The following is a 25,396-nucleotide window of genomic DNA, read 5'->3' as shown; positions in this document are numbered from 1 at the left end:
CGAATCGGGACGAAGACCAAATCCTATCATTATATAACAGTTTTTTATGAAATCATCTTCAGGAAAAAAGACAATGGAAAGTTTTAATGAGTATCATATAGACCCAAAAGAATTTACTTTCCTCAAAAGTTTTCAAGATAACTGGCAAGTTATTAGAGATGAGTTTACACGCTTTATTAAGAATGCATCTGATGACGAGTTAAAATTAACTTATGAGGTTTTGGGGCCTAAAAACCAAACGATTAAAACCAAGGGTGATGCAAAATATAGTGCTTTTGGTATTTTATTTCAAGGTATGTTTATTGAAAAATATATTCAGGCGCATCAAATACAATATCCTGATTATGGAACAGATGATGCATCACAACAATCACTTATATTAAGAAAAAAATATTTTCCAAGTTTGGCTAAAGTAATAGAAAAAGTCAACTTTAGCAATGATGAAATCATCAGAAATGTGTATTTTGGTACATTCCATCCCGGCTTGGATATCAAGCTGCATGTGAACTATAACCCTCATATGAATCGTGGCTATTTAGGATTAATCGTGCCAGAGGGAGATGTGGCGATGAAAATATGCCACGATCAACTTTATTGGCATGAAGGAAAATTTCTGGTTTTAGATCACAGCTATCCACACTGTCCGCATAATTACACTAATTATGATAGAACTGTTTTGGTTGTAGACTTTTTTAAACCAGATAAACCTAGAGAAGAAGTTATCCGATTTGAGAAAGAGCAAGTTACACAACGGATGCAAGATAATCCTTACAGCTTAGGTGTTTTTGGTAAAAGTGATAAAGCTAAAGTAGAAGATTTTATCAAGTATGGTTTAGCTCATCAATTAGAGTGGGATAAAGTTTTATAAGCTTAATTATGATCTCCAAACTGGCTAGGAAGGATAATTCGCCATTTTCAAAATTCTCTCAAAAGTCTCCCACACCCGTAGACTCGATCCTGGATGTCGTTATGTCGTAAGGCATACCACCAGATTGCCGCGTTAATGGCAACGATCGGCTTTCCGAGCCACCGCTCCGCTTCGTCGGCAAGCCTGAGCATACTTAAATTGGTACCCATCTGCACGATCGCATCTACATCATCACCATCGAGTTCTTGAAGATAGTTGCGAAGAGTATTTTCGGAGACTTCAGCGATCGCTATTGCAGTGGGACAACGCAATCCTTTCAGCCGGACGACCTCCACCCCAATATCACTGAAGAAGCCGCATAATCTCTCGTCGGCTACAGCCTGATAAGGAGTGATGACGGCGATCTTATTTACTTTAAATGCTTCGAGAGCCGCCTGACACGCCGAGCCACCCGCAGCCACTTTCAGACCAGTATAATCCTCAAGCCGTTTCACGAAGGCTCTGTTCCCCTTAAGTCCTTCCCAAAAAGTCTCGGCACTCATTGCCATGATCAAGTAGTCGATACCAGCTGTCATCACGCGATCAACCGCGAAGAGAATTTCCTCGTCGATCTGCTCCAGAATACGCACCATCTTTTCGTCACTACTCAAGTCTTGATCGCGAATATGAATCCGGGATATGTGGGATGTAACACCCCGTACCGCCATCGCGTGAAAATCTGGTTCGACGATCGTGTTTGTGCTGGGCGCAAGCACGCCAAATTTTTTGCGCCACCCTAACGCATCTGTCATTGTAGAGTACCCGTGGATATCGCTTATGTCAAGGTATACTGACTATACATGAACTTGTCCCCAAATCATGAAAAATTCTGATTGAATCGTAGTAAATTCTTTGTTGTCTAAAGGTTGTTTTGCTTGTGGGATGAGTATATTGCGATCGCCTAATTACCCTGCTTGCTGGTTGTATTTTCAAGAGTCGGATTTGTTGCGATCGAGTGCAGCCTGGAGAGATGCCTGGTCTTGTTGAGTAATATCTGGGTTATGCAGTATCCAATAACAGTTTAGGCGGTCATTCGTGCGAAACAAAAGTAATGCTCCACTTTCTGTCCAGAATGGGCCGTGTGGAATGTGTGCAGGTCGCCAGTAATAGCCATCTTTGCACATTACCGTATACCGTCTATTAAAAGGATCATCGCTCATAGACCAATGTCCAAGCACATCTCCACAGATGACATAAGCCTCCTCAGTAGTAGGATGACCAGCATAGAAATTACCTTCAGTCCACATAGGTACTAAGCCTAAAATCCATGTGGCGCGTCCGGTTTTTTTATTGGTATACAGGCTTTTACGTGCTGAACCAGGAGGTAAAAAGGTTGTGCTTTCCCATTTCATAGCGTGGAGTTCTTGCAAAGGAACATACTCAGTCATCCGTTCATGGGTCTGCATATTCAGATGATATACAGAAGTTTCGGGGATTTGCTCAAGGCTTGCGTAGTCTTCTGTGATGTAAGTGGGGGTAGCATTTGGCATCCACAAGATAATGGCGTCTTCTTCCGTTTTCCAGGGGCCAGTAGGTATGCCAGCTGGGATGAAAGAGTAACTGAGATTGCGTAGTCTAAACCCACCCTGGCAAAGTGTGCCAGTTAATACAAAAATTTCCACATCGGTAGTGAAATGACCGATCCCTGCATTCCAACCCTTTTTCACGACGACTCGCTGTGTAGATTCACCTGTACTTTGGTTGACTGATAGAACCTGGGCAGTACCGTGTTGACTAATAAAAAAGTTTTCTACATTCAAAGGCACTTGGGGAAAATTAAGAACTGAGTTCAGCGATTCTTCAGTTTCTACATGTTTGCGCGCTGTATAGATGTTACTGTTCATTTTAATACCTATGTCTGTCTGTAAGTCCTATTAACATTATTATCGAGTAAATATGAGATTTTATGAATATATAGCAGCACGCGATCGCCTTTTAAACCTGTTCTACACAGACAAACTTCAAGTTGCCGTTGACACAACACAGTTTCAGGGCATAGAATCTATACCCGACGCTGTAGAATATCTCCTCAGTGGCCAGAATTGTGGCAAAGTGGTGGTGAGGTTTTAAGTAACACGGTATTAATTTATATCCAGCCGGGGATGAAAATGACGCAAGATTCAGAAAATACTTTAAAAGTTGCTCAACAGGCATTTGATAATCTGACGCATGGGATGGCAACACGAGAGTGGGAACCGTTGTTAGATATGCTCACAGAAGATTTTACCCTTTGGTTTCCTATGGGAAAATTCCACGGGTTGAATGTGGGAAAAGAACGAGCTAGAGAATTTTTCGAGTACGTTTCTGAATCATTCAGTCCTGGTTTGAACCTGACTAGTCTAGACCGTGTTACGAGCAATGAAACGACGGCTGTTTTTGAGTTTCGGGATCAGGGGCTTTTGTTCGGACAGCCTTACAAAAATCGGGTAGCAGTTTCTTTTGATGTGCGTGGAGACAAAATTTGCAGCTATAGGGAATACTTTGGCAGTGATGGTAAATCATATTAAATAATTCGTAATTCGTAATTCGTAATTCGTAATTCCGAATTATTTAATACATTCTTCTTAGTTACTCTCAGGTTTGAGTTCGCTGATTTCTCTACATTTAGCCTCTGCGGCTTGATATGCTGCTAAGTAGTCTTGACCACCTAACATAACATCACCGTAATATTCATAAGGTGGATCACCATAGATTGGTAATGGATTATCTTCTGGATAATCTTCTTTTGACTCTTCAATGATGGCTTTCAGTTTTTTAACGGTCAGCCTTTGTGCTGCAAAATACCAGAGTTCTTGGGGATTTTTCTTTAGGTGCGGTAATGTGGGATCGACAATGCGGACATCGGAAGCGTCGCCTATCTCAATCCAACCGTGTTCAATCGGTCTGTATGGTTTCCCAGCAAAAGTTAAAAATCCCTGAATATATCTTGCTCCCTCAGTGGATAATGCTGCTTTGTAAGCATTATCAAACGGAGTGCTAGCTCTGCTGTTTATCTGTTCAGCAATTTTGATTGACAGCGTTTCATCCAATAGTTTGTTCATCAATAGCAAGGATTAGAGCAGCCGTAAAAATATACTATCATTGCTGCTTACCATCTTGCTTGAGGAAACTTTGATTTTATGTTTATCTATAAAATTACGGGTTTTTCGGGGAATCAAGTTTTATCGGAGTCATCTTGGGACAACAGAGACTTCCCCAACAAACCTGGACAGAAAGTATATTAGTAAAAACGGTACTACGATCGCCAAAATGGCGCTTTAGAGTTCCCCCCTTTTTATTAAAAGTAGGACTTACGCATCAAGTACGAAATGTAAGGGCAATTCATGAATTGCCTCTATGAGAAATTAAGGCTTTCAGTGCCTTTTTGCGTAAGTCCTAAAAAGGGATCTAGGTTTTCAGGCTTGAGTGCATAAGTCTTATTTACAGCCCTTTTCAAGTAATTGAACTACACCACTCCCTACTCCCCGTCTCATCTGTGGTCTAAATACCTGAAAAATGCTGTAAGTTCAGCAACGCCGCCGATAGCTGTTAAAGTCTGCAAACAGAATTAACAGCTATTGTCCGACAGGGTGCTAGGTCAATTTCTAACTTAATTGCAAGGAGAAGGGCCTAAAACAGTATTTACGCAAGTATTCACAACACCTGTAGACACAGTTTTAATGGAAGCGGGAAGAGGAGCATATCCGAGAGATGCAACGAAATCAGCCGCAACTGGTTCCGAAGCCAAGGTGGTCAATGTTTTAATCCCATTTATTATCGTAGCATCTGAGTATATGTCATAAAACAGGAAATAAGTTGCTGTAGAAATCGGATAAGCATTTGGACGGCTTGGATCGTTCAAATTATCGATTCTAATCAGCCTGTTATTGGGATTAGTACCATATTTTACAACAGTTCCACCTAGTAAAGCCTCTGTAATTGCGTCTGTTGAGGGAGCAGTGTAATTACCTGCCTTGTTACGTAAGAGTGCAGCAGGTAGCTTATTAGCTAAACGGGTAGCACTATCCACATAACCAATTGCACCTTTAGTAGTTGCGATCGCCTTGGGTACACCAGTAGCAGCAATGAAACTGCTTGGCCAACTAACAGTTTTACCCACTCCTCTATTCCATACATAAGCTGATGGAATACCTGGAGTCGCAGCAGCCTTACATGCAATATTCAGATGACTGCTTAAAACAAAAGTGCTACCACTTGAGTCACTACGAACTACAACTTTGATGGGTAAATTGAGTGCTATTTGGCCACCGTTATCTGCACTAATGCTCTTATTGCTCCAATTTGTGATGCTACCGTTCAAAATACCACAGTAACTAGCTCGTGAAAGCTTAATTCCACCTTTTGGTACAGTCAGACCAGTAGGGTTATAAGCTAATGTGATTCCGACACCTACCACAGGCACTTGGATGTAACCACGACCGCCAGTAACTGTTTCTGTTCCTGCTACGGGGTCGTCATAGCGGCAAAAGTGATTGGGCCAGGAGTACCTGCTGGTGGGGTTTGAGTGAAAAAAGCTTTTAACCCTTTGCCACTACCAACTGGAGAATATGTGAATGTGAAGCCGGGAGCGACTGTTTTTAGACCTACAAACAAAGGATTTACAGTGCTTGCACCTACACCATTACCTACTGTCTGAGCTAAAGATTTCTGAGTAGCCGATTGGCCTACTATTAAACCGATTGTGATGGCAAGTACAGAAATTGAACTTGTCAAATTATTCAAGCGAACGGTATATAAACCCATGTCTTGCTCCTTAAAATTAATCTTCGGTTCAACAGCATATCAAATCCAAATCAAGTGTCAAATTGATGATTATAAATAACCTTATTTAACCTCAAAAAACTGGCATGAATAAAGGTTATTGATAAATCAAAACTTTGCACAAAACGCTTAAAAATATAGAGTTATAGCAAATTCAAGGCAAAACTTTAAACATGTAAGAAGGTGTTAAGAGCCGTAAAGAGTCATGGTAATTATCTGGTTATTGAAACCTCTAAAGCTCTAAAAAGATTCCCAATACATCTGCCCTACAAATGCCAGTATTAAGCTGTCCCACAAATAAACTTGCATATCTTGGGCGGGCTTTTCGGCCTACCCCACAAGAGTTATGTTTAATTCGATTATGCAAATTAAATGTTTTTTAACTTAGCATCAGTTGCTATAATAGGGAACTACAGTATTCTTGGTAAGAAATTTAAAACTGCAATTCTACCTACGCTCTATAGTTCATCATAAAATTAAACAAGTGTGAGTTAGATTTTGATTAAATTTTGGTTATGGATTAATTAAATTTTTAGAGAGTTATTTCAAGCTATAAATAACGATTTATTTTGTCTTAAAAAATTAATTATTGATTAATACTCAAAACAGTTTTTTGCCAAAAGGATAAAAAAGCCACTTATTGTTGTAGGTTGCAAATAAGTAGGTCGGCTTAGTAAAGTTTTTAGCCAAGGGCGGAACTTTTTGTCCGATTGCTCATTTACGCACTCAAATCAGGGTTTGTGGGGGAATCAAATTTTATCCGAACCGTCTTAGGACGACAGGGGCTTCCCCAACAAACCTGCCCAGAAGGCATATTAGTAAAAACACTACTACGAGCGCCAATCACAGCATTAGCGCCGATTTGCACTCCCGGTCCAACGAAACAATCTGCTGCTACCCATGCACCATTGTCAATGGTGATACTCGCTGTTTTCAACCCAAAGGCAGGGTCTTGGATATCATGACTACCAGTACACAGGTAACTTTTTTGCGAAATTACGCAGTGTTCACCGATGTGGATTTGATCGAGGCTATATAAAACTACGTTATCTCCAATCCAACTGTAGTTGCCAATGGTAACTTTCCAAGGGTAGGTAAAGCGGGCGGTGGGTCGAATTAATACGCCTTCGCCGATACGAGCGCCAAATAGTCGTAGCAAAGCACAACGCAGAATATTTAACGGTTGAGGAGTCAGGGGAAAGGCGATCGCTTGTACAAGCCACCATAATAAAATATACCAAGCTGGACGCCCCCGATCAAACCAAGATTGGTCGTATTTGCGTAAATCTACGAAAGGGTCATTAGTCATTAGTCATTCAATTTTGGATTTTAGATTTTAGATTTTAAATTTTGGATTGAAGGAAAAATTTAAAATCTAAAATTGGCAGAGTTAGGAGTCAATGGTCAATAGCTCTCCCTCTGCTCCCCTACTCCCCTGCTCAAGAGTTCCTTCTTTGGCGGTAGTTGCAGTATTTAAGTGACCACCACAGTTGCGTAATTCGTAGAGTTTAACGCCAATTTGATATTCATATTGACTCAGCAAGCGGGCATAGATATATCCGGCTTTGCCATCCAAAAAACCGCGTTGAATAATATAAAATAAAATAAACCGTAAAATGGGTTTAAATGGCAGGTGTACCCAGACTTTTTTCAAAAAGCGCTTGCGTTGGACTGCATCACCAAATAGATTCGCGCCGATAGTGCCGCTATCATCTTTACCTGTGAGAATATTAAAATAAACGCTGGCTTCCCAGTTAGAATAACGGTTGTGTCGTTCTAACCAGTGATAAAGGTCGCGGAAGTCCTCGTGGAGCATATCATTTTTGAGATACCCAACTTTGCCCTGCAAAATCACATGTTCGTGAACTTCGTTATCACCAGTATTGGGAATATCTTCTGTATTTAGATTTTCGTAACGACCTTTTTTATGTTGAAATAAACGTAAATTCCAATCAGGATATTTGCCACCATAACGAATCCATTTTCCTAAGAAAAATACGCGGCGATTGAGATAATAACCTGTATATTCATTGTTTTGAATTGCTCGATCAATTTCTTCCCAAAGTTCGGGAGGAATGCGCTCATCGCAATCTACAATTAATACCCATTCGTTACGAAAAGGGAGATTATCTAAAGACCAATTTTTCTTTTTAGGCCAGCGGCCATTGAAGTTGAATTGTACGACATTTACACCGTGGCTGTTAGCAATTTCAATGCTATTATCACTACTTTGAGAATCTACTACAAATATTTCATCTGCTCTGCTGAGGCTAGCAAGGCAAGCAGGCAAGTTTGCTTGTTCGTTTTTTGCTGGAATTAATACAGAAACTGGGATTTTAGATGACATATATTTAGGAGTTAGGAGTTAGGAGTTAGGAGTTAGGAGTTAGGAGTTAGAATGGACTTGAATATGATTGCGGATTGTAGATTCAAGAGAAAAGCATTCGGAATTTTCCATGCTTCTTTATTTGTTATTTGATCTGAATAAAAGACCTTGAATAGCAGCATTTAAATAACCAATCTGACCGTAAGCATATACAAGTTTGTCAAACCGTTCTGCTGGATCAGAAAAATATTGCAATGCCTTATATAAGCCGCGCACAAACCGTTCACTACCTCGTTGCAATTGAGCGATTCCAGCTTTACCAGCGAGTTGTTCTCGATAGCATTCACTGATACCTTGCCACCAGCCCCGGTTTAAAAACCAGGAGCGTTGGAGGCGTTCTGGAGCAATATTGTGAGCAACTAACGCTTTGGGAAGATAAGCGACTTGCCAATTACGCTGTAGGGCAAATTCGGTCATTTGCAGTTCTTCGTTTGATAATAGATTTTTCCCCACTCGACCGAGATGAGGATCAAAACCGCCAATTTCTTCTAGAAAACTGCGGCGGATGGAGTAATTTAAGCCTCTGGGTGTTAAGCCAGGTTGCTCGATATAGATGATATTGTCACCCAAATCGTATGCACCCAGATTTGCAGCTAGCCCTGGAGATAGCCACCGTGGTTGTTGAATTCCTGGAGGCCAGATGAGAGTGACTTTGCCACCTGCGATCGCTAGTTTAGAATTATTGTAATAGGCAAAATATAAAACTTGTAGCCAGTCTTTGCTGGCAACGGCATCGTCATCTAGATAAGCAAGAATATCACCACTAGCTACTTTTGCACCCGTGTTGCGGGCGACAGATAAACCAATGGTGGGTTCAAATACATACTTCAGGCGCGGATTGTGGACTCTTTGTTCTACAACCTCACGGGTGCGATCGCTAGATCCATTATCAACTACTACAATTTCAAAGTCAGCAGCAAAATCCTGTGCTAAAAGACTATCAATTGCAGTCCCTAAATAGGTATCTCGATTGTGGGTACAGATAATGGCAGAGATTTGGGTGTCTGGCATAGATTTTATTTTGGATTTTAGATTTGGGACTTTCTTGCGGAACGCTACGCGTAGCTTGCTTCTTTGAAGGAGTACGGCTACGCTCAGTCGAACGATTTTAGATTAAAATCTTAAATCCAACGCACACCTGCTGAGAGTTAATCTAAACTAAAAATTACCGACCCACCAACCGAGTTTCTTCGGAAATAATTTTTAAAACTTTACGTTTGTTGAATATGACCGTGTAAAACTACAAGTGTTTGAGCCAGTTGACTCAGGCGGGTTTCCAAAGATTGCTTGCGTCCTAAGAGTTGACGTAACTTTTGGTAACGAGCGATCGCCATGCTAACATTCGGAATTTGATCTGCTGGACATGGGCGCGACCAGACTTTACCAGTATCGTCTATACCACAGAGCCGATAGCCAGTAATAGATGATTGATTAGACACTTTCCCACCAGTGGCACAAATTTCTTCTACGTAGTTCATCAGGCGGTCAACTTCTGCATGACGCAGTGTTGCAGTTCCTCCTGCTTCTGGTTCTTTGGGATTAGATTCTAACCAGCCATTGACAATTGGCCCTTCTAAGTAAATATCCTGAATTTGCTTTAAAATATTTTGCAGTTCTATTTGCCAACCTGCGACGGTTTCCTGAATTTCTTGCAATAGATTCATCGCCAATCCTGGATTTGCTGCGTGGCGATGGCTACTAAAGGTTGGAGTTTTCAACTTGGGTAGGCTGGGTGTTTTGCTACCATCCTCTTCTGCTTGAAAGGTCTGCACAGAGTCATGGGGAGGAAAGAAATTTTCTTCCGAAGGATAATCACTCTCAGTATCAACTGTTTGTTCTTCCTGAGAGGATGGAGTTTGTCTACTTTCTGTGGGTTCGTTGGCTCCGACACTAATTCTAAAGGAAAAAGGCCGTTTTGTCGTCGAATCACCAGCTTCGGCGGCAGAGGCAGTGCCGCGCCCTAAATCATGTAGAGTTGCTTCTATGCGTTTTAAGCCTGCGTTCATAAAGACATCCTAAAGTTTGCTGTCCCCGATGGTATTGAATAATTAAGAATGGGGTTGTTGGGATTTTTGGCTTTTGCCAGTTGTGACATCAATGATGCTGGTGCTAATTTTATCCCTTAAAAGTTATTTGAAACTAAAAATTTTGTCGATAAAGTAAAAAACTGCGGTTGGTGACTGCGGCCAATGTGGGTGAGCGTGTTGGCAAATTAAGTTTAAGTTCCACTAATTCGCTTGAATAAATTTATTCCCATCAAACCAATATAAAAAAAGAGGGCTTATGTCCTCCAAAGAAAGTTTTGCTGTTATAGCCACAAATAAGGAGTCTCTCAGATGTTTAAATTCAGCAAGTACATTTGTATTGTTTCACTAATCGCTACACCAATCCTTTTCAAACAAAATATAGCGTTAGCAGGTGGTGGATTTACAGGATCATGTCATAACATTCAGTTTGATTATTTTATTGGCCATGGGGGTTTTTCTCCTTTAGAAGCAGACTGCTATACCACCACAGGACAGATTCACAGCGGTTCGATAAATTTCGTAGATTTAAATGCTCATATAACAAATAACCATGGAACTTTAGCATGGCAAAAAAACGGTGGTTTTGCAAATTCTGTTAGAAATTGTGGCATAAATGTTACAAATGTTACAGTTTTGCATTGCGAGGCAGGAGATGGCGGAGGTTCTTGGCCATATTCTTCTATAACATTGGATGATGAAATAGCAAATTACGACGGTAATTTAACAGTAATTGACGGCTTCTAAGAGGATGTTTAAAAAGGTATTTTGCTCTTATATTTAGCACACCGAACCATCTCAGTACATGGCTAAAACCTTACTTAACCCAGTGCAGAACAGCAAATTATACCTTGTAAACCTTATCTAAGGGACTGACAAGAAATAAATTATTCCAATAAACGAACCACAGAGACAAGGCAGCGCGGTCTTGGGGGTTTCCCCCATGAGCGACTGCCGCACAGAGAACGCAGAGAGAAGAAATAGAGAGAGTTTTTGCGTCAGTTTTGGAACATTTTTTTATTTGTCAGTCCCTAAGTTGAGAACCGTAGTTTTCACCCTCTCCCTAAATCCCTCTCCCTCTCTCTGGGAGAGGGAGTTTGAAATTCTGGCTCCCCGAATCCCAGAGAGAGGGATTCGGGGTTGGGGGATGAGGGCAAATCCTTTTCATCATGGAAGAACTATAGATTTTAAGATAGACGTGGTTTATAACTTTTAAAACATCCTCTTAAACCACAAGCTCACTTGCAATAATAGTCGCAGGAGGCAAAAAGCAATATTCCTCCTGCCTCTCTTGTTAAAATATTCAGAAAACAACTTTGGGTAAAATCATTTTAGTAACAGGACCAGCACGATCTGGTAAAAGTGAATGGGCAGAAACTCTGGCTATGCAATCAAAAAAAGCAGTTGTTTACGTAGCAACAGCCACCGATAACCCAGATGACCAAGAATGGCATCAACGCATTTTAGAACATCAACAACGTCGTCCCCAAGACTGGCTAACTTTATCTGTACCTGTGGAACTGTCTGCTACCCTCGCCGATGCTAAACCCTATACCTGTCTTTTAGTTGATTCTTTAGGAACTTGGGTTGCTAATCTCTTAGAAGAGGACGAATCTACCTGGGAAAATATCGTTGCAGAGTTATTAGAGACGGTGGATCTGGTGGCTGCTGATATACTGTTTGTAGCAGAAGAGGTAGGTTGGGGTGTGATACCAGCTTATCCCCTTGGGAGGGCGTTCCGCGATCGCCTGGGTTCTTTAGTGCGCCAGCTAGGTGTACTCAGCAATACTGTTTATTTAGTTACTGGTGGTCATGTTCTCAATCTCAGCATCCTTGGTTATCCATTGCCAAATAAAGGGGCTGGAACATTCAGGAGTCAAGATTCTTAACTATTGATTCAAATTAATCGAAAATCTAAAATCTAAAATTGTAATATGGCAACCAAACAAGAAGTTAGAGGATACCTTGCCTACTGGTTTCAGTTGGGTAAGAAAGTGATTACGAGCAACGGTAAGGCAAGCTTTTTGCCGCAATCGGTGCTAAATGGCGATCGCTATAGTAAAGAATTTGAAGAGTGCTGGCAAAAAATTCTCTCACCGGAATCGGGTGATTGTTACCTAGAAGGTACACACGAAACCATTGCTGAACTTTTGACACCAGCCTGGGAGATGCTACCTTGCAGCCGTTGCAGTATGCCAGTAGCCGCGCGAAACGTGGGGATGCCAGCGTTGTTATGCCCCTGCAATGATTTACCTAACTGGCCTAATACTGAATTACCAGCACCGCGAGAGCCAATTAAGACTTTGGATCAACTCAAAATAATTTGCGATCGCTTGTAGACAATCTTGCATTATTCGCTTTGCGAACGCGTCTACGTTCCTCAAACCAACCTACATTGGAGTTATTTTTTAGGCTTAAGGGACTTGCAAGAAATAAATTATTACGCTATAAACTGCTAGATAACTTATTATTAGGTGGGATATTACGTCGGTGCAACTTAGGAGATTTAGCCAATTTCCAGACCGAATAATATTGATCGCTGTAAACAATATCTGTCTTTACTTTATACTTTTTTTCGATTGTTTCGCGCCAAGTGTCTGAAGGATTAAGTAAAAATACATCAGCAAAACCATCAGGGATATTGGGAATTTTTTGGTTATTCACCAACAAAAATCGCACTTTTGGTTCCAAAAGATAGCTTAGAGAAAAAACATTCCCATAATTATTGCCCAAAGCATCACTAACCAAAAGTGGACTACTCGTCTGATTGATGATTTGGGCAACTTGGGGATTGCTATAACTCATACCCTTATTCCACCAAGTTTCTGCCTGTGAACTCACCTTAGAAGAAATCAGTCCACAAATAATCACTAATGCTATAATTATCTGCCATAAGCTCCGGCGTGATCCGCTCTCATTATATATTTGCGTAGCTAGTAGGTAAGCAACAGTTATTTGGATTCCTAAATAAGATGGCATGAAATATGGTTCGGTAGATAATTGTATGCCACCAGCACTTGAGAGTATTATAGGTAGGGCTGGGACTACAATCAATGCGATCAGAAAAAACCAGACTTTATAGTTAGTTGTTAGACAAAGAAAACAAATTGAATATCCTACCACAATTAAAAATATGGGTGTAATTAAAGAGTTGAGAGGATTATCTTGGCTAAGGTCTATATCAAAAAAAATCCGGCTTAACTGCATCAGCAAAAATGGAAATATAGGCATCGAAAATGCCTGGACTTTAGTTTTATCTGCTGAAATCAAAAATTGAAAAAAGTCGCCTATCACAATTGTTATCCAAGGCATGAAAGCTAAAAAACCTACCAGTGATACTAATAGATAAGTTCTGACAGTTTCATTCAAATTAAATTTTGCAGCGCTTGTTACATAAATTCCGTGAGCAAGTGCTACAAATGCACTCCAAAGACATGTATAAAGACTGATGGCTAAAGTTATTGCATAAATGCTCCAAATAGCAAATAAATCTGGTCGTTGTCGTTCTTCTACTGGCTCATCTTTATCTTCTGATTCCAGCCGCATTGCTCGTAATAGAGACGCACTAGATAGTAATATGGTGACTAACCAGAGAATATATTCTTGTGCTTCTTGAGCATAAACTAGTTGAATTGGAGAAATTGCCATAAGTGCGATCGCTACACCAGGAACCGATAATGGTACATTAAATAATTCTCGGCATAGCCAATAAACACAAGGAAAAACCAGCAAACTAATGCAAGCAGATAAACTTCTAATCGCCGTCACCGAATTACCAAAGATTTCCATCCACAATCTGGCTATTATGTAATAAAGCGGTGGATGGTAAGGATCTTCTTTTGCCAAATTCATGATTGTGTCATTTAAGCTTTTTTGTTGATTTGCACCTTTAAACTGGGCAAAGCTTTCGTAAGCAATGACACGATTATTAAAAATTTGTTGTTTTACTTCAGTTATTCTGTAACCAGAAATCCGCAATGAGGTATAAGTTTCATCATGCGAGTAAATTTTACTATCAAGGTTAAAAAAGCGAAACAATACACCCATCGATAATAAGAAAACAGTTAAAAATCGCAACCAACTCGGAGCAAATTTGAGATGGCGCATAAGTAATTTTTCCCAATAATTTGTCTAAAATAATCCAGTCAGGCAGGCGCACTGGATGAAGTGCCACAGCTACGCCTGTTGTAAACATCGCTAGTTATTATATCTGAACCTGCTCATCTTTCTCGCCAACACACTTTGAGCGCTCATCTGATTTGAAATATTCACAATAAATATCTCTCTTCTATTAACTCTGAAAACAATAGCACAAGGTTGTATCCAATACGGCAAAACTGACTTTCGTTTTACAGCCGACATGCAGATAAGAAATAAAATATCATAAATATTCCTATTTTTACAGCCCGTGTGGTGCGCTAAAAATAGCGCAATAGACTAGTTTTATTGCTGTAGTTGCGACTGAGTGTCGTTAAGACAAAAGAAAGTTTTTACAACATTTCCTAACGCCATCTACCAAAGTCGTTGGTATTAGATATAGTTAAAAAATCAATAGTCTTAAAGTGTCGGTCAATAGCTGGAATACTGCATATTTTAGCTCCAATATTTAAATATGCTTGCACAATTTTAGGTATTTCAACATTGGATGAATCTAGGCATCTATGAGACGTTTTTAGACAAAATTGTGAATTTGGATAAACCAAAATACTTGGATGCATCAAGCCATTCTGCTGAAAATAATCATAAGTGCAAGTAGCTTTTAAAGGACATTGTGTTAGTAATGATGCACAGCCAAAGAAATATTGATTTCTACTCCAGATGAGATAATTTGCTAGTCCTTTCCATAATAGTAAAAGTGCTTGAATATTGCGGTATTCTTTAGCTATACATGCACGTCCAACTTCAACTGATGCCTGAAGCACAGAATTGGGAATCGCATTAAGATTAAATATATCGGCAGCATCAAAGCCTAATCTTTGAGAAGCCATTGCATAGGTTTGCATCCGATAAGTTCCAATAGTTTTACCCGTTTGTTTGCAGATCATGATTAAATGATGGCAAACCGGATCAAACTTATCTATATCCATCTGGGTAAAGTTAGAAGCAGAAAATCCCAAGCCTAGTTCAAGATTAAAAACTTCAAAGCGCAACCGAAAAATTGATTCTAATTCTTCTTCAGTTGACGCTAGCCGTAGGGTATATTTTTCAGTTTGAAGGACGGGAAAATCTTCGAGAGTGGGAGGAGGATTCAGTGGGTAATTGATGTTGCGTCCAGAAACTTCCATCTATCTTCCTACTTAGATTTGCGAAAATATTTTACTAGTATTTAGGTACTACACAAATAGCTCACATTATGCATTAATGTGTCGAAGTGTGACTGAGACGGTTTTTGATAAAATAACCTCTAGAGAGCTTTTTTACTCTCTTGGATTAGAGGTAGAGTACTTTTATTATGAAGATTAATTCCGAAAAAATCTGGCAATAAGATACAAAATTTTCCTTTGGTATAGGCTATAAATGCAAACTAGTTAAAAGAATCAAAATCAGGCAGAAAGCCCCCGGATAAATCCAGGGGCTTGGATAATTTTGGTTGCGTAGGCGTAGGCGATCGCAATCTGCGGTAAATGCACTCTAAAATACTTAATTAATTACGGTGATTATTGCTGTAGTGAACCCTTGTACCTGCCCAAAGCAACTTATCCCGCAGCGTTTGATAGTAGGAATTGTTCTCGCGCAAAATAATAAATTTAGCCCGACAATCTGCCATCCGCACATCAACGCGGTTTCCCGGCCAAATTGAAGTCCCCAAAACCCCATCTGTCCACAACTTGGTACTCAAATCGTAATCCCCCAAAGGCCAAATACTCACTACAGAACCAGGGGGTAAAACCAGGGGGCGACTAGAAAGGCTCATTGCACAAATAGGAGTGATGGTAATCGCCTCCATACCATCATGCATAATTGGCCCATTAGCAGAAACAGTGTAACCAGTGGAACCTGTGGGGGTAGAAATAATCAACCCGTCCCCCACATACTGATCGACTACCTCACCGTCAATTTCCATTTCCAGAATTGAGGTAATCATTCGATCGGCAGAGGCGGGTTTGACACAAAATTCATTCAAAGCCAGATAATGCTCACTCACTGGTTCTAAATTAGACCCGTGACCCTCATACACCGCAGCTTGTAACATCATCCGTCGTTGGATAGCATAGCGATCCTCAAACAGCCGATCCCAAACTTTTTCAGTATCCTGAAACTCTTCCACCGACTCAGTTAAAAACCCCAGATGGCCTCCCACATTCACTCCCAGAATCGGGATACCAGCTGGGGCTAAATGTCTGGCACCAGTTAAAACAGTACCATCGCCACCGAGTACCAAGGCGAGATCGATTGGTTGAGCCGCCGAAGCCAAAAAGACAGGATAGGGGTTGTCTTTCGGCCCGCTTGGCCCCATCAACACCTGGCACTCACGACTTTCTAGTTGTTTAGCACAGATTTCTGCCCATTCTTTACTCCGGGCATCCCGCGCTTTATAAGCAATGATTACCTGCTTGAGTTGCACGCACAATTACCATTTCAGGAGATTAAACTGCTCCATATCGACGGTATCGCGGTTGCGATAAATGGCAAGCACGATCGCTAAACCCACCGCCGCCTCGGCTGCGGCCACGGTAATCACAAATACTGTGAAAACCTGACCCTTAATTAATGTTGAGTCGAGGAAGTTGGAAAATGCCATTAAATTCAGATTAACAGCGTTGAGCAGTAACTCAATTGACATTAGCACCCGCACAGCGTTGCGGCTGGTAATTAAACCGTAGATGCCGATGCAGAATAAAGCTGCTGCTAGTAATAAAAAGTACTGGAGTTGCATGAATCTGAGTATCCCTCCTGAAAAAATCTGGCTGTTTATCTACGAATGAAGTCGCAAATATTACTCTTTTATTTCGCTGGTTGTTGAAACTAGTTCTCTGGGGCGTTCTTGCAAAGTAAAAACAGTTTGCCCCAGTTTGGATGGTGTCAACAGGTCTGGCAAATACTCGCGGCGGGCCAAAATAATTGCTCCTACCATTGCTATCAGCAGCAAAATAGAAGCTAGTTCAAAAGGCAGTAAAAAGTCTGTGAAGAAATGTTCTCCAATTAAAACTATAGAACTTTCACCACCCGCCACAGGAGCAGCTGAGTAAGCCCAAGGAGTAGCCAGCACCATCGTACTTAAAAGACCGAACAATCCTACACTGACTATACCTGTTAGTACTTTCCGCACCCAAGAGTTGGGAAATGGTACAAAATCCTCGCGCTTGTTCACCAACATAATGGCAAACAAAATCAACACGTTAACCGCCCCAACGTAAATCAGTATTTGTGCAGCTGCAACAAAATCAGCATTTAGCAACAGGTAGATTCCCGCTATGCTAATGAACACACCCCCCAGCAAAAAGGCAGAATAGACTATGTTGGAGAACAGCACTACACCAATGGCCGCCCCAATCATCATCACGCCTAGTATGCCAAGCGATACAAACTGTACTCCTTCCGCTAGATTCACTGTTTTTTGTCCTTAGTCATTGGTCATTGGTCATTGGTCATTGGTCACTGGTCATTGGTCATTAGTCATTGGTCATTGGTCATTGGTCATTGGTCAAATAACAAAGGACAAATGACAATGGACAAATGACAAATTACATTTATTTTTCTGTTTGTTCTACTAGGTCTTCTGGACGCGCACCAGCACGCGGCGCATCTGCGGGTAGTCCATGTGGTTCGAGGACGCCCTTGGGTAGGTAAACTAGTTCGCGCAGTGGTGTAACCATTGGATCATCTGTTACCTTGTAGGGCAGACGACCTAGTGCTACGCTGTCATAATTCAATTCATGGCGATCGTAAGTGGCAAGCTCATACTCTTCTGTCATGGATAGACAGTTAGTTGGGCAAAATTCGACACAATTACCGCAAAAGATACAAACTCCAAAGTCAATGCTGTAGTGGTTGAGTTTTTTCTTTTTGCTGGCTTTGTCGTATTCCCAATCTACTACAGGCAGGTTAATTGGACAAACGCGAACACAGACTTCGCAGGCGATGCACTTATCAAATTCAAAGTGAATTCTACCGCGAAAGCGTTCGCCAGGAATCAGTTTTTCGTAAGGGTACTGTACGGTAATCGGACGCCGCCGCATGTGGTCGAAGGTGACAGAAAGCCCCTGACCAATGTAACGCGCAGCTTGTACCGTTTCTTTGGCGTAATCACCAACTTGTTTCAGGAACTTTAGCATTGTGTTTCACTCTCTCTTTTTAAGCTATCAGCGTTATTTGTCCCTTGTCCTTCGTCCTTGGTCATTAGTCATTAGTACAAATAACTAACGACTAATGACTAATGACTAACCACCAAAAGCGAAGGGAAAGGCTAGTTTCAGGGCGGCGGTTAATAGCAGATTAACCAAACCAACTGGCAACAAAAACTTCCATCCTAAATCTAACAGTTGGTCAATCCGTACCCGTGGCACTGTCCAGCGCAACAGGATGGCGACAAATACTAGTAAATAGGCTTTGAACACGGTCATGGTGATCCCCAAAGCAGCAGTTACTATCTGGAAGACAGGATTTAGTTCACTGACTCCCAGCCAACCAGCGATGAGATTGAGGGGAATGGGAAAATCCCAACCGCCCAGGTAGAGAATTGCTACTAGTAGGGAAGAAAGGATCAAGTTCACGTAAGAACCCAGGTAGAAAAGACCGAATTTCATACCTGAGTATTCAGTCTGATAGCCTGCGACGATTTCTTCTTCTGCTTCGGGTAAGTCAAAGGGTAATCGTTCGCATTCAGCTAGGGCGGCTATCCAAAAGATCAGAAAACCGATTGGTTGTCGCCAAATATTCCAGCCCAGAATGCCGTAGCCAGACTGTTGATTGACAATATCAACAGTGTCGAGGCTATTAGACATCATAGCGATCGCTAACACCGCCAGCGACAAAGGAATTTCATAACTTATAGATTGCGCTGCTGCTCGCAACCCCCCTAAGAGGGAGTATTTATTATTAGATGCGTAGCCAGCCATTAACAAACCAATGGGTTGAATGCTTGACAAGGCAATCCACAAGAATACGCCCATGCCCACATTGGTAATTACGATGTTCTGCCCAAAGGGGACAATCAGGAATGACAGAAACACCGGAATCACAACAATAATTGGGCCAAGGGTAAACAGCCAAGGGTCAGATTTGGCTGGTACTATATCTTCTTTAAATACCAACTTCAAACCATCCGCTACAGGTACCAGTAACCCAAAAGGCCCCTGGAATTCTGGCCCGATTCGCTGCTGTGCGGCGGCGGAAATTTTTCGTTCTAGCCAAGTAGCAACTAATACCCCCACTGTTGCCCCAATCAGCATCAGTATCATTGGCAGTGGCATCCAAATCGCTTTGGCTGTTCCTGCTGGTAAACCTAAATCCCGGAGGGATTCAATAAAAGTTCCTTGGAGGTCAATTCCTGAGTTCATGTTTCCACTCTTTAAGACATCGAGTCATAGTGAATTACAACTATTAGTTGAATTAATACCTGTAAATTCACCTATTTTTAATTTTTGCCCAGATGATGCTTGATTGAAGATTTGTTGCTAATGCCCATGCCTAGTATATCGTTGGATGGTTTTAGCCCTCTGAAGCGAGATGAGAACTTCTACTTATGGTTGGCATTGAGATTGCTATTGAGGGGATGAGGGGATGAGGGAGCAGGGGGAGATAACAGAGAAGAGTTTTCCCCTCTGCCCCATGCCCCTTGCCCCCAGACTAATTACCGTTGCTCAATGGGGGTATAAGTAACTTCGTGCCGACCGTTGTAAACCTGGGTAGGTCGAAAAATCCGGTTTTCTGCTAGTTGTTCTTTCCAGTGGGCTAACCAACCGGCAACGCGAGCGATCGCAAATATTGGCGTAAACAAGTCTGTGGGAATCCCCATCTTCCTATACACCAAACCGGAGTAAAAGTCAATATTGGGATAAATCCCTTTGGTACCAAGTTTTTCCTCTACCACACGTTCCATCTCTAGGGCAATATCATAGAAATTGTCATGCCCAAACTTTTCAAACAGTTGTTCTGCTAAACCTTGTAAGATTGTGGCTCGTGGGTCTTTTACTTTATAGACACGATGTCCAAAGCCCATAATCTTAGATTTAGTTTCCAGACAATGCTCTATATAGGGACGGACATTTTCTATAGAGCCAATTTTTTCCAACATCTGAATTACTTCTTCATTGGCTCCACCATGCAGTGGCCCACCTAAAGTTCCCACAGCACTAGCAACCACAGCGTAAGGATCAGTTAAGGTGGAAGCTGTAACCCTGGCACTGAAGGTGGAAGCATTCATTGTATGCTCAACTTGAAGTATCAAGCAGATATCAAAAATCCGCGCCATCAGAGGATCGGGTTCTTTCTCATCGAGCATGTACAGAAAGTTGGCGGAGTAGTCTAAGTCATCACGGGGACGTATTGGGTCATTGCCTTTTCGCATCAGTTGGAAAGCTGCTACCATCGTGGGAATCGTAGCTATCAGGCGCACCACTGAATCCCGAATGTAGGCAGGATTATGTAAATCCCGGAGCGAATAAAACAAGCCTAAAGCAGCAGCAGAGGCTTGCAAGGCATCCATTGGGTGACCGCTTTCTGGAAAGCATTTCATCATGTCCCGAATGCGGTATTTTATCCGCCGGTGGTAACGAACTTCATGCTCAAATGTTTTCAGTTCTTCCTTGCTTGGCAGTTCGCCCCAGATTAAGAGATAAGCAGTTTCCAAGAATGTACTTTTTTCTGCTAATTCTTCAATCCGGATGCCACGATATTCTAATATTCCCTTTTGCCCATCAACATAGCTGATACTTGATTGGGCGGCGGGAATGCCTTCTAAACCAGGCTTGTATTCGCACACCATCATGGCACCACCATTTGCTTTATGAAATATCTGATCAAGCTAACTTACCAGAAATTATTGTCGCCATAACAGTAGCCCTTCTAACAACAATTGGGAATGTTGAAAAACTGTTATAGCAGGTACTTGGGTGGTGTCAACCAAAACATCTGACTACGACCCAAAGGAGAACCTGTTTCTGGTAGTTTTATCCCAATCATACCTGCTTTTTTCAAGACTAAGCTTCCTTTGACTTCCCCCCATAGAACAATTTCTGCCCAATTGGTCAAATCAGGTTCGTGTCCAACCACTGCCAGTTGGGTATTTTGGGAATAATTTCTTGGCTCTAACCACTCTTTTAACCAACTAGAAATTTGACCATCGTGGGCGAGGTGGCTAGATTCCTCTAATTTGGAGCTTAGTTTAGCTGCTATAAGGATTTCAGCCGTTTGGCGGGCCCGCACTAAAGGGCTGGTGAGAATTAAATCAAAGCTTAAACCCAATTTAACAAGTTTCTGAGCAACTTTCTCAGTTTTTTGCCTTCCTTCTTTGGTCAGGCTGCGTTCCTCATCCTTGATGCCTAATCCCTTGTCTTCGGCGATGCCATGACGAATTAAATATAGTTCCATACTTTGAATTTTATTAGCGTAGACGGGCGTAGCCCCTACTTAGTTAGGATTTACGTCTGGTGTTGATTAACCTATCCTAATCTTAATTATTATTACGTATTCGTTGATATGCGATCTGTCCGGTGCAACGCGGCGTTAGGTGTTCTAACATGTTACGGATATGGCAACAGGTTTAAAGCTTGAATAAATCTGTAATCCCGTTGGTTTTTTGTGATAAACGGGTAATTCCCCACTATTGCTGTAGCTGCAATGAGACTATCAGGAATACTCATTTTCTCGAACACCGCGCACCCAAGCAGTGCTATCAGCTAAATCTTGGCGATCGCTCCACATCCCAATAAAGTTATCATTTATCAAGTCAATATCAGGTGATTCAGATGCAGGTTCAACTACTGTATATTTTTGTCGCAAAAAAGCAATAAAGTCGATGACTTGATGCTGTGCTTCCGCAGGAAGGGATAAAAACTCATTAAACAATTCTTGCTGTGTCATTTTTATACCTCTCAGAAAAATAAACTCACTCAAATTAGCGTTGTCAAAAACTCATCTGGCAGCATTGCCGGAACTAAAGAAGCCACAAAATCGGGTGTGTTTCGCGTCACAATTATTTCTAAACCTGCCGTAAGCGCCGCAGCACTCGTTACCGCATCCTCAAAATCCTTAATTGAGCTATTCAAAGCTTGCCGAATAACTTCATCTGTTACGCTGGCAACTTGAAGGTGCTGCAATAACTTTGCTAATAGTTCACGCGCTACTTCATTACCAACTTGACGACGCAGAATATAGAAAATATTGGTTACTGCATGACCTGAAACATAACCTTGTACTTGATTCTGCATTACTGTATTTAATGCTCGTGCAGAAGCTACGATAAATGGTTGACGCTGTGCCAAAATATCGATCAACACATCGCTCTCGAACAACACCCGTTTCAACCGTATTTCTCCTCTAAATAATCGACATAAACCTCATCTAAGTTGAGAACCGTAGTTTTTGCCCTCACCCTAAATCCCTCTCCCAGATATGGGAGAGGGATTTAGGGTGAGGGCTCCCCGAATCCGAAAATTGGGATTCGGGGTTGGGGGATGAGGGCAAATCCTTTTCATCCCCGAAGAACTACAGGTTTCAAGATAGACGCGGTTTAATTTTCTGTCGTATTTTCTTCTCCTAGCTGGATTACACCTATTAAACTCTGAATCCAGGGGTCAAGGTCAGTTAAAGGTTCTAAGGTTTTACTGTCAGTAATAGACAATAGGGTTTCTTGTTGAGTCACATCTTTTTCAATCTGTTTATCCCAGGCTACTGGATAGAATTTTGCAAACCAGATACGAAAAGCCGCGAGATTCTGTGGTGAAAGTTGACTAACTTCCGATTCGACATTTATAACCTGTTCGTCGTTTACATTTAATTCCTTCTTTAGTTTCTCATTTAATTCCTTCTTTAGTTTCTCATTTATTAAATTTCCATTTGATTCTAGTCCTACGAAAAGAAGGCTTTTTTATGTTAAATCTGTCATTAATGCTAATTTTTTATCCAAGGATGCTGTATAGAATTCCGCAACCCAGGTATGAAAATCAGCTAGACCTTCTGATGAAAGGTGACTAACATCGAATTCAACTTTCCATCCAGTTAACAATTCACCAACAAAATTGTCAAAATTATGTACAAATGGCAAATTTATGTTTTCAATATATCCGTGAGCAAGACGATTACTAACTTTAAAACAAGCTTGAGTAAGGTCAAATTGAGATATTGATAATTCTCCTAAAGAGTACAGATGTTTTATTAATCGTATAATTGGGAAACGTTCAATAGGAATTGATACATCGATTGCTCGCTTTCTTAAAGCGTCCTCAAAAATACTCTATAGAGAAAGAAAAGCAGACTGTATTTGATCATTTTCAAGAAGCTTATGTGCTTGGACAAACTGATCAGTTAGCTCTTGCCATGAAATAAGTTTTTCGGATGTTCCAGGTAAGGATTTGCCAACGCACTTTGCAACGCCCGTTGTTGACTCTTACCCAAGTCCACCACTTCCTCAATTAAGTTTTCTAAATCCAGCGTGTCCCACTGGTGCTTCGGCGTAGCCCGTCGTAGACATCGCAAAAGCTCTGCTGTCTGCTCTACCCAAGCACAAAAATCTTGCTCATACAGAGTTTGTAACATTTGCAGTTCTATAATTTTCATAGAATTCTTCTTTTACAAATAATATTAGGCACAAACTACATTCTCAATCTGTTCAGCCTATGTCAAAAGATCAAAATTCCCGACTTTTCTAAAAAGTCGGGAAATAAATATGTATGTTTATCACGAATGACTTAGGGATGCTATCTGACCCAATACTTTAACTGCTGCATGAGTTAGGAGTTTTCCACATCTCCTTAATCTCGCTCTACTCTGACTGAATCGGGTTGTCTCTAGGATTAACTAACCTCAGCAGTTTTTGCTTAATTTGAGTCTCGAATACTTCCCATTTCATTTTCGCATAGGCGGAATTTTCGTTACTGCCAGATAAGAAGCCCATTGGGATTTCAAAGCCGCCTGCGCTTGTCCTTCCACCGCCAAAAAAGCGTCCTGCACTATCTTGTCCAAAGGCTTCTTTGATGAATTCATCGGGGTCAAGGGTTAGTTTGCTGGTTCTCAGGGAACCGATGACTATTTCTAGTTCTTCGTCTTCATCGTGAACAATGCCGTAAACTACGGCGGTGTGAACGTTTTCTTCGGTGACGAGAAAATCAGCCGCTTGGGGGATGGCGTCACGGTCTTCGTAGCGTAAGTAACCAACACCAGCGATGGAAAAGTTATTTTGGACGATGCGATTTTTTAGCGATCGCTCGATCACATCCATTACCCGTTTGGAACGGTTCGCCTGTAAAATGGCGTTTAGCAGTTGGGCGTCATAAAATCGGCTTAAATACGCAGCTGCCATAAAGTCTTCTTCTTGCGCTTGCATTAACCGATTTGTATCCGATCGCAAGCCGTGCATCAATGCAGTAGCGCATTTGACGTGTTGATTTATGCTGCTATCTAATGCCAATAATCCCGTTTGGAGGTATTGGGTAAAAATTGTTGCCGTTGCTCTTACATAAGGACGGATATCCTCAAACTCTGATTGCAGATCGCCTTGGATACTGTGATGGTCGATCAAGACTACTAGGGGAATTCTAGCCTGCTGCACTGCTGACAGTAGCTGTGAAGTGGTTCCCTGGTTATCAATTAATACAAAACCTTGATAACATGACAAATCCTTGCTTTTCAAGGTTTGCGGCGTCCATCGTTGGATAGGTAAATTAGTCAACCTGACTAAAGCAATATTTTCTTGATGGCTTAATGCACCAGCATAAATGATTTCACATTTGATATCATATTGCTGGGCAATTAACTGATAAGCCCACGCACAGGAAAGGGCATCAGGATCGGGAAAATCTTGTAGAATTACGAGTTGGCGATCGTGTCGGTGTGCCAGAAGGGTTCTTTGCAGTTCTTCTGACTTTTGTTGTGCCAGGGAATTACCACGCTGATTAAGATATATAGCTCCTTCACCTACCGATGGCGGTAATGACGGACTTTTAAATGAAACTTCCACTGGCGTTTTCTCTATTTCAGGTTCCTCTGGGTTTGGCTCTGTGGTCAATGACAAACTCTCAAACTGAGTAACGGGAGAATTCAAGTACATAGGGAACTTTTTTTTAAGTGTGAGGCTCCTTTAATTCAGAAATACTATAATCAGAAATTCGCTGAATTTAGCCACATTATTTTGATCTTCGCAAAAATATCAAGACATTG

At 41.3% G+C, this 25,396-nt stretch carries 28 protein-coding genes and 1 pseudogene; 6 read left to right on the top strand and 23 right to left on the bottom strand.

Annotated features, from left to right (window positions below):
- The first annotated feature begins 73 nt into the window (after window positions 1–73).
- Entirely contained in the window at window positions 74–868 is a 795-nt protein-coding gene (locus tag V7K32_RS01770) for an aspartyl/asparaginyl beta-hydroxylase domain-containing protein (RefSeq protein ID WP_334989886.1), read from the top strand.
- 47 nt (window positions 869–915) lie between these two features.
- On the opposite strand, the gene V7K32_RS01765 is transcribed toward V7K32_RS01770, so the two are convergent.
- Window positions 916–1,659 (bottom strand): maleate cis-trans isomerase family protein, encoded by a 744-nt coding sequence (locus tag V7K32_RS01765; RefSeq protein WP_334989767.1) that lies wholly within the window; start codon window positions 1,657–1,659, stop codon window positions 916–918.
- 177 nt (window positions 1,660–1,836) lie between these two features.
- Window positions 1,837–2,751: a DUF4437 domain-containing protein gene (locus tag V7K32_RS01760; RefSeq protein WP_334989765.1), complete on the bottom strand. Its 915-nt coding sequence runs from the start codon at window positions 2,749–2,751 to the stop codon at window positions 1,837–1,839.
- A gap of 58 nt (window positions 2,752–2,809) precedes the next feature.
- Here V7K32_RS01760 and V7K32_RS01755 point away from each other — a divergent pair.
- Window positions 2,810–2,977 (top strand): annotated as a pseudogene (locus tag V7K32_RS01755) (alcohol dehydrogenase); the annotation flags it as partial.
- A 38-nt stretch (window positions 2,978–3,015) separates the two neighbouring features.
- Complete coding sequence (locus V7K32_RS01750; RefSeq protein ID WP_334989763.1) at window positions 3,016–3,414, top strand: nuclear transport factor 2 family protein; 399 nt, start codon at window positions 3,016–3,018, stop codon at window positions 3,412–3,414.
- A 57-nt stretch (window positions 3,415–3,471) separates the two neighbouring features.
- On the opposite strand, the gene V7K32_RS01745 is transcribed toward V7K32_RS01750, so the two are convergent.
- The 7 genes from V7K32_RS01745 to V7K32_RS01715 form a co-directional block, all read right to left on the bottom strand.
- The gene (locus V7K32_RS01745) at window positions 3,472–3,948 is read right to left on the bottom strand and encodes a hypothetical protein (protein WP_334989761.1); all 477 of its coding nucleotides are present in this window, start codon (window positions 3,946–3,948) and stop codon (window positions 3,472–3,474) included.
- A 548-nt stretch (window positions 3,949–4,496) separates the two neighbouring features.
- Window positions 4,497–5,309, bottom strand: a complete 813-nt coding sequence (locus V7K32_RS01740; protein ID WP_442938677.1) for a PstS family phosphate ABC transporter substrate-binding protein — start codon at window positions 5,307–5,309, stop codon at window positions 4,497–4,499.
- A 41-nt stretch (window positions 5,310–5,350) separates the two neighbouring features.
- Entirely contained in the window at window positions 5,351–5,650 is a 300-nt protein-coding gene (locus V7K32_RS01735) for a hypothetical protein (RefSeq protein ID WP_334989759.1), read from the bottom strand.
- 736 nt (window positions 5,651–6,386) lie between these two features.
- A complete protein-coding gene (gene hpsU, locus V7K32_RS01730; protein ID WP_334989757.1) occupies window positions 6,387–6,977 on the bottom strand; it encodes a hormogonium polysaccharide biosynthesis acetyltransferase HpsU in 591 nt (196 codons plus the stop codon).
- 81 nt (window positions 6,978–7,058) lie between these two features.
- On the bottom strand, window positions 7,059–8,015 hold the full coding sequence (locus V7K32_RS01725) for a glycosyltransferase family 2 protein (RefSeq protein WP_334989755.1): 957 nt from the start codon (window positions 8,013–8,015) through the stop codon (window positions 7,059–7,061).
- 117 nt (window positions 8,016–8,132) lie between these two features.
- On the bottom strand, window positions 8,133–9,065 hold the full coding sequence (locus V7K32_RS01720; RefSeq protein WP_334989753.1) for a glycosyltransferase: 933 nt from the start codon (window positions 9,063–9,065) through the stop codon (window positions 8,133–8,135).
- A 200-nt stretch (window positions 9,066–9,265) separates the two neighbouring features.
- Window positions 9,266–10,060 carry a hypothetical protein gene (locus V7K32_RS01715; protein WP_334989751.1) on the bottom strand — a complete coding sequence of 265 codons (795 nt, stop codon included), beginning with the start codon at window positions 10,058–10,060 and terminating at the stop codon, window positions 9,266–9,268.
- Window positions 10,061–10,390: 330 nt separating this feature from the next.
- On the opposite strand from V7K32_RS01715, the gene V7K32_RS01710 reads away from it, so the two are divergent.
- From V7K32_RS01710 to V7K32_RS01700, 3 genes are all read left to right on the top strand, one after another.
- On the top strand, window positions 10,391–10,825 hold the full coding sequence (locus V7K32_RS01710) for a CVNH domain-containing protein (RefSeq protein ID WP_334989749.1): 435 nt from the start codon (window positions 10,391–10,393) through the stop codon (window positions 10,823–10,825).
- Window positions 10,826–11,394: 569 nt separating this feature from the next.
- Window positions 11,395–11,967: a bifunctional adenosylcobinamide kinase/adenosylcobinamide-phosphate guanylyltransferase gene (gene cobU, locus V7K32_RS01705; RefSeq protein ID WP_334989747.1), complete on the top strand. Its 573-nt coding sequence runs from the start codon at window positions 11,395–11,397 to the stop codon at window positions 11,965–11,967.
- A 45-nt stretch (window positions 11,968–12,012) separates the two neighbouring features.
- A complete protein-coding gene (locus tag V7K32_RS01700) occupies window positions 12,013–12,417 on the top strand; it encodes a hypothetical protein (protein ID WP_334989745.1) in 405 nt (134 codons plus the stop codon).
- A 106-nt stretch (window positions 12,418–12,523) separates the two neighbouring features.
- Here the strand turns inward: V7K32_RS01700 and V7K32_RS01695 are convergent, their stop codons facing one another.
- From V7K32_RS01695 to V7K32_RS01630, 14 genes are all read right to left on the bottom strand, one after another.
- Window positions 12,524–14,185 (bottom strand): glycosyltransferase family 39 protein, encoded by a 1,662-nt coding sequence (locus V7K32_RS01695; protein WP_334989743.1) that lies wholly within the window; start codon window positions 14,183–14,185, stop codon window positions 12,524–12,526.
- A gap of 395 nt (window positions 14,186–14,580) precedes the next feature.
- A complete protein-coding gene (locus tag V7K32_RS01690) occupies window positions 14,581–15,363 on the bottom strand; it encodes a GNAT family N-acetyltransferase (RefSeq protein ID WP_334989741.1) in 783 nt (260 codons plus the stop codon).
- Between the two features lie 359 nt (window positions 15,364–15,722).
- Complete coding sequence (locus V7K32_RS01685) at window positions 15,723–16,643, bottom strand: NAD(+) kinase (RefSeq protein ID WP_334989739.1); 921 nt, start codon at window positions 16,641–16,643, stop codon at window positions 15,723–15,725.
- Window positions 16,644–16,649: 6 nt separating this feature from the next.
- Window positions 16,650–16,955 (bottom strand): NADH-quinone oxidoreductase subunit NuoK, encoded by a 306-nt coding sequence (nuoK, locus tag V7K32_RS01680; RefSeq protein ID WP_006199065.1) that lies wholly within the window; start codon window positions 16,953–16,955, stop codon window positions 16,650–16,652.
- Between the two features lie 60 nt (window positions 16,956–17,015).
- Window positions 17,016–17,630 (bottom strand): NADH-quinone oxidoreductase subunit J, encoded by a 615-nt coding sequence (locus tag V7K32_RS01675; RefSeq protein ID WP_334989737.1) that lies wholly within the window; start codon window positions 17,628–17,630, stop codon window positions 17,016–17,018.
- A gap of 139 nt (window positions 17,631–17,769) precedes the next feature.
- Window positions 17,770–18,354 carry an NAD(P)H-quinone oxidoreductase subunit I gene (ndhI, locus tag V7K32_RS01670; RefSeq protein ID WP_099102630.1) on the bottom strand — a complete coding sequence of 195 codons (585 nt, stop codon included), beginning with the start codon at window positions 18,352–18,354 and terminating at the stop codon, window positions 17,770–17,772.
- A 105-nt stretch (window positions 18,355–18,459) separates the two neighbouring features.
- The gene (gene nuoH, locus V7K32_RS01665) at window positions 18,460–19,578 is read right to left on the bottom strand and encodes an NADH-quinone oxidoreductase subunit NuoH (protein ID WP_334989735.1); all 1,119 of its coding nucleotides are present in this window, start codon (window positions 19,576–19,578) and stop codon (window positions 18,460–18,462) included.
- Window positions 19,579–19,871: 293 nt separating this feature from the next.
- Window positions 19,872–21,008 (bottom strand): citrate synthase, encoded by a 1,137-nt coding sequence (locus V7K32_RS01660; protein WP_334989733.1) that lies wholly within the window; start codon window positions 21,006–21,008, stop codon window positions 19,872–19,874.
- Window positions 21,009–21,115: 107 nt separating this feature from the next.
- Window positions 21,116–21,610 carry a phosphohistidine phosphatase SixA gene (sixA, locus tag V7K32_RS01655; protein WP_334989732.1) on the bottom strand — a complete coding sequence of 165 codons (495 nt, stop codon included), beginning with the start codon at window positions 21,608–21,610 and terminating at the stop codon, window positions 21,116–21,118.
- A 258-nt stretch (window positions 21,611–21,868) separates the two neighbouring features.
- Window positions 21,869–22,102, bottom strand: a complete 234-nt coding sequence (locus V7K32_RS01650) for a hypothetical protein (RefSeq protein ID WP_334989730.1) — start codon at window positions 22,100–22,102, stop codon at window positions 21,869–21,871.
- Window positions 22,103–22,131: 29 nt separating this feature from the next.
- Window positions 22,132–22,536 carry a PIN domain-containing protein gene (locus V7K32_RS01645; protein ID WP_334989884.1) on the bottom strand — a complete coding sequence of 135 codons (405 nt, stop codon included), beginning with the start codon at window positions 22,534–22,536 and terminating at the stop codon, window positions 22,132–22,134.
- Window positions 22,537–22,751: 215 nt separating this feature from the next.
- Window positions 22,752–22,883 (bottom strand): hypothetical protein, encoded by a 132-nt coding sequence (locus tag V7K32_RS01640; protein ID WP_334989729.1) that lies wholly within the window; start codon window positions 22,881–22,883, stop codon window positions 22,752–22,754.
- 662 nt (window positions 22,884–23,545) lie between these two features.
- The gene (locus tag V7K32_RS01635) at window positions 23,546–23,797 is read right to left on the bottom strand and encodes a DUF29 family protein (RefSeq protein ID WP_334989727.1); all 252 of its coding nucleotides are present in this window, start codon (window positions 23,795–23,797) and stop codon (window positions 23,546–23,548) included.
- Window positions 23,798–24,002: 205 nt separating this feature from the next.
- Window positions 24,003–25,286, bottom strand: a complete 1,284-nt coding sequence (locus V7K32_RS01630) for a DHH family phosphoesterase (RefSeq protein WP_334989725.1) — start codon at window positions 25,284–25,286, stop codon at window positions 24,003–24,005.
- Window positions 25,287–25,396 lie beyond the last annotated feature (110 nt).

Source organism: Nostoc sp., from assembly GCF_036917635.1.
GTDB lineage: Bacteria > Cyanobacteriota > Cyanobacteriia > Cyanobacteriales > Nostocaceae > Nostoc.
Note: the sequence above shows the minus strand (reverse complement) of the source record. Positions and strands in the feature narration are given on the sequence as shown.

Coding starts and splice junctions, on each gene's coding strand:
- V7K32_RS01770 (WP_334989886.1), top strand. CDS start 74: ATGGAAAGTTTTAATGAGTATCATATAGACCCAAAAGAATTTACTTTC.
- V7K32_RS01765 (WP_334989767.1), bottom strand. CDS start 1,659: ATGACAGATGCGTTAGGGTGGCGCAAAAAATTTGGCGTGCTTGCGCCC.
- V7K32_RS01760 (WP_334989765.1), bottom strand. CDS start 2,751: ATGAACAGTAACATCTATACAGCGCGCAAACATGTAGAAACTGAAGAA.
- V7K32_RS01750 (WP_334989763.1), top strand. CDS start 3,016: ATGACGCAAGATTCAGAAAATACTTTAAAAGTTGCTCAACAGGCATTT.
- V7K32_RS01745 (WP_334989761.1), bottom strand. CDS start 3,948: ATGAACAAACTATTGGATGAAACGCTGTCAATCAAAATTGCTGAACAG.
- V7K32_RS01735 (WP_334989759.1), bottom strand. CDS start 5,650: ATGGGTTTATATACCGTTCGCTTGAATAATTTGACAAGTTCAATTTCT.
- hpsU (WP_334989757.1), bottom strand. CDS start 6,977: ATGACTAATGACCCTTTCGTAGATTTACGCAAATACGACCAATCTTGG.
- V7K32_RS01725 (WP_334989755.1), bottom strand. CDS start 8,015: ATGTCATCTAAAATCCCAGTTTCTGTATTAATTCCAGCAAAAAACGAA.
- V7K32_RS01720 (WP_334989753.1), bottom strand. CDS start 9,065: ATGCCAGACACCCAAATCTCTGCCATTATCTGTACCCACAATCGAGAT.
- V7K32_RS01715 (WP_334989751.1), bottom strand. CDS start 10,060: ATGAACGCAGGCTTAAAACGCATAGAAGCAACTCTACATGATTTAGGG.
- V7K32_RS01710 (WP_334989749.1), top strand. CDS start 10,391: ATGTTTAAATTCAGCAAGTACATTTGTATTGTTTCACTAATCGCTACA.
- V7K32_RS01700 (WP_334989745.1), top strand. CDS start 12,013: ATGGCAACCAAACAAGAAGTTAGAGGATACCTTGCCTACTGGTTTCAG.
- V7K32_RS01695 (WP_334989743.1), bottom strand. CDS start 14,185: ATGCGCCATCTCAAATTTGCTCCGAGTTGGTTGCGATTTTTAACTGTT.
- V7K32_RS01690 (WP_334989741.1), bottom strand. CDS start 15,363: ATGGAAGTTTCTGGACGCAACATCAATTACCCACTGAATCCTCCTCCC.
- nuoK (WP_006199065.1), bottom strand. CDS start 16,955: ATGCAACTCCAGTACTTTTTATTACTAGCAGCAGCTTTATTCTGCATC.
- ndhI (WP_099102630.1), bottom strand. CDS start 18,354: ATGCTAAAGTTCCTGAAACAAGTTGGTGATTACGCCAAAGAAACGGTA.
- nuoH (WP_334989735.1), bottom strand. CDS start 19,578: ATGAACTCAGGAATTGACCTCCAAGGAACTTTTATTGAATCCCTCCGG.
- V7K32_RS01660 (WP_334989733.1), bottom strand. CDS start 21,008: ATGATGGTGTGCGAATACAAGCCTGGTTTAGAAGGCATTCCCGCCGCC.
- sixA (WP_334989732.1), bottom strand. CDS start 21,610: ATGGAACTATATTTAATTCGTCATGGCATCGCCGAAGACAAGGGATTA.
- V7K32_RS01650 (WP_334989730.1), bottom strand. CDS start 22,102: ATGACACAGCAAGAATTGTTTAATGAGTTTTTATCCCTTCCTGCGGAA.
- V7K32_RS01635 (WP_334989727.1), bottom strand. CDS start 23,797: ATGAAAATTATAGAACTGCAAATGTTACAAACTCTGTATGAGCAAGAT.
- V7K32_RS01630 (WP_334989725.1), bottom strand. CDS start 25,286: ATGTACTTGAATTCTCCCGTTACTCAGTTTGAGAGTTTGTCATTGACC.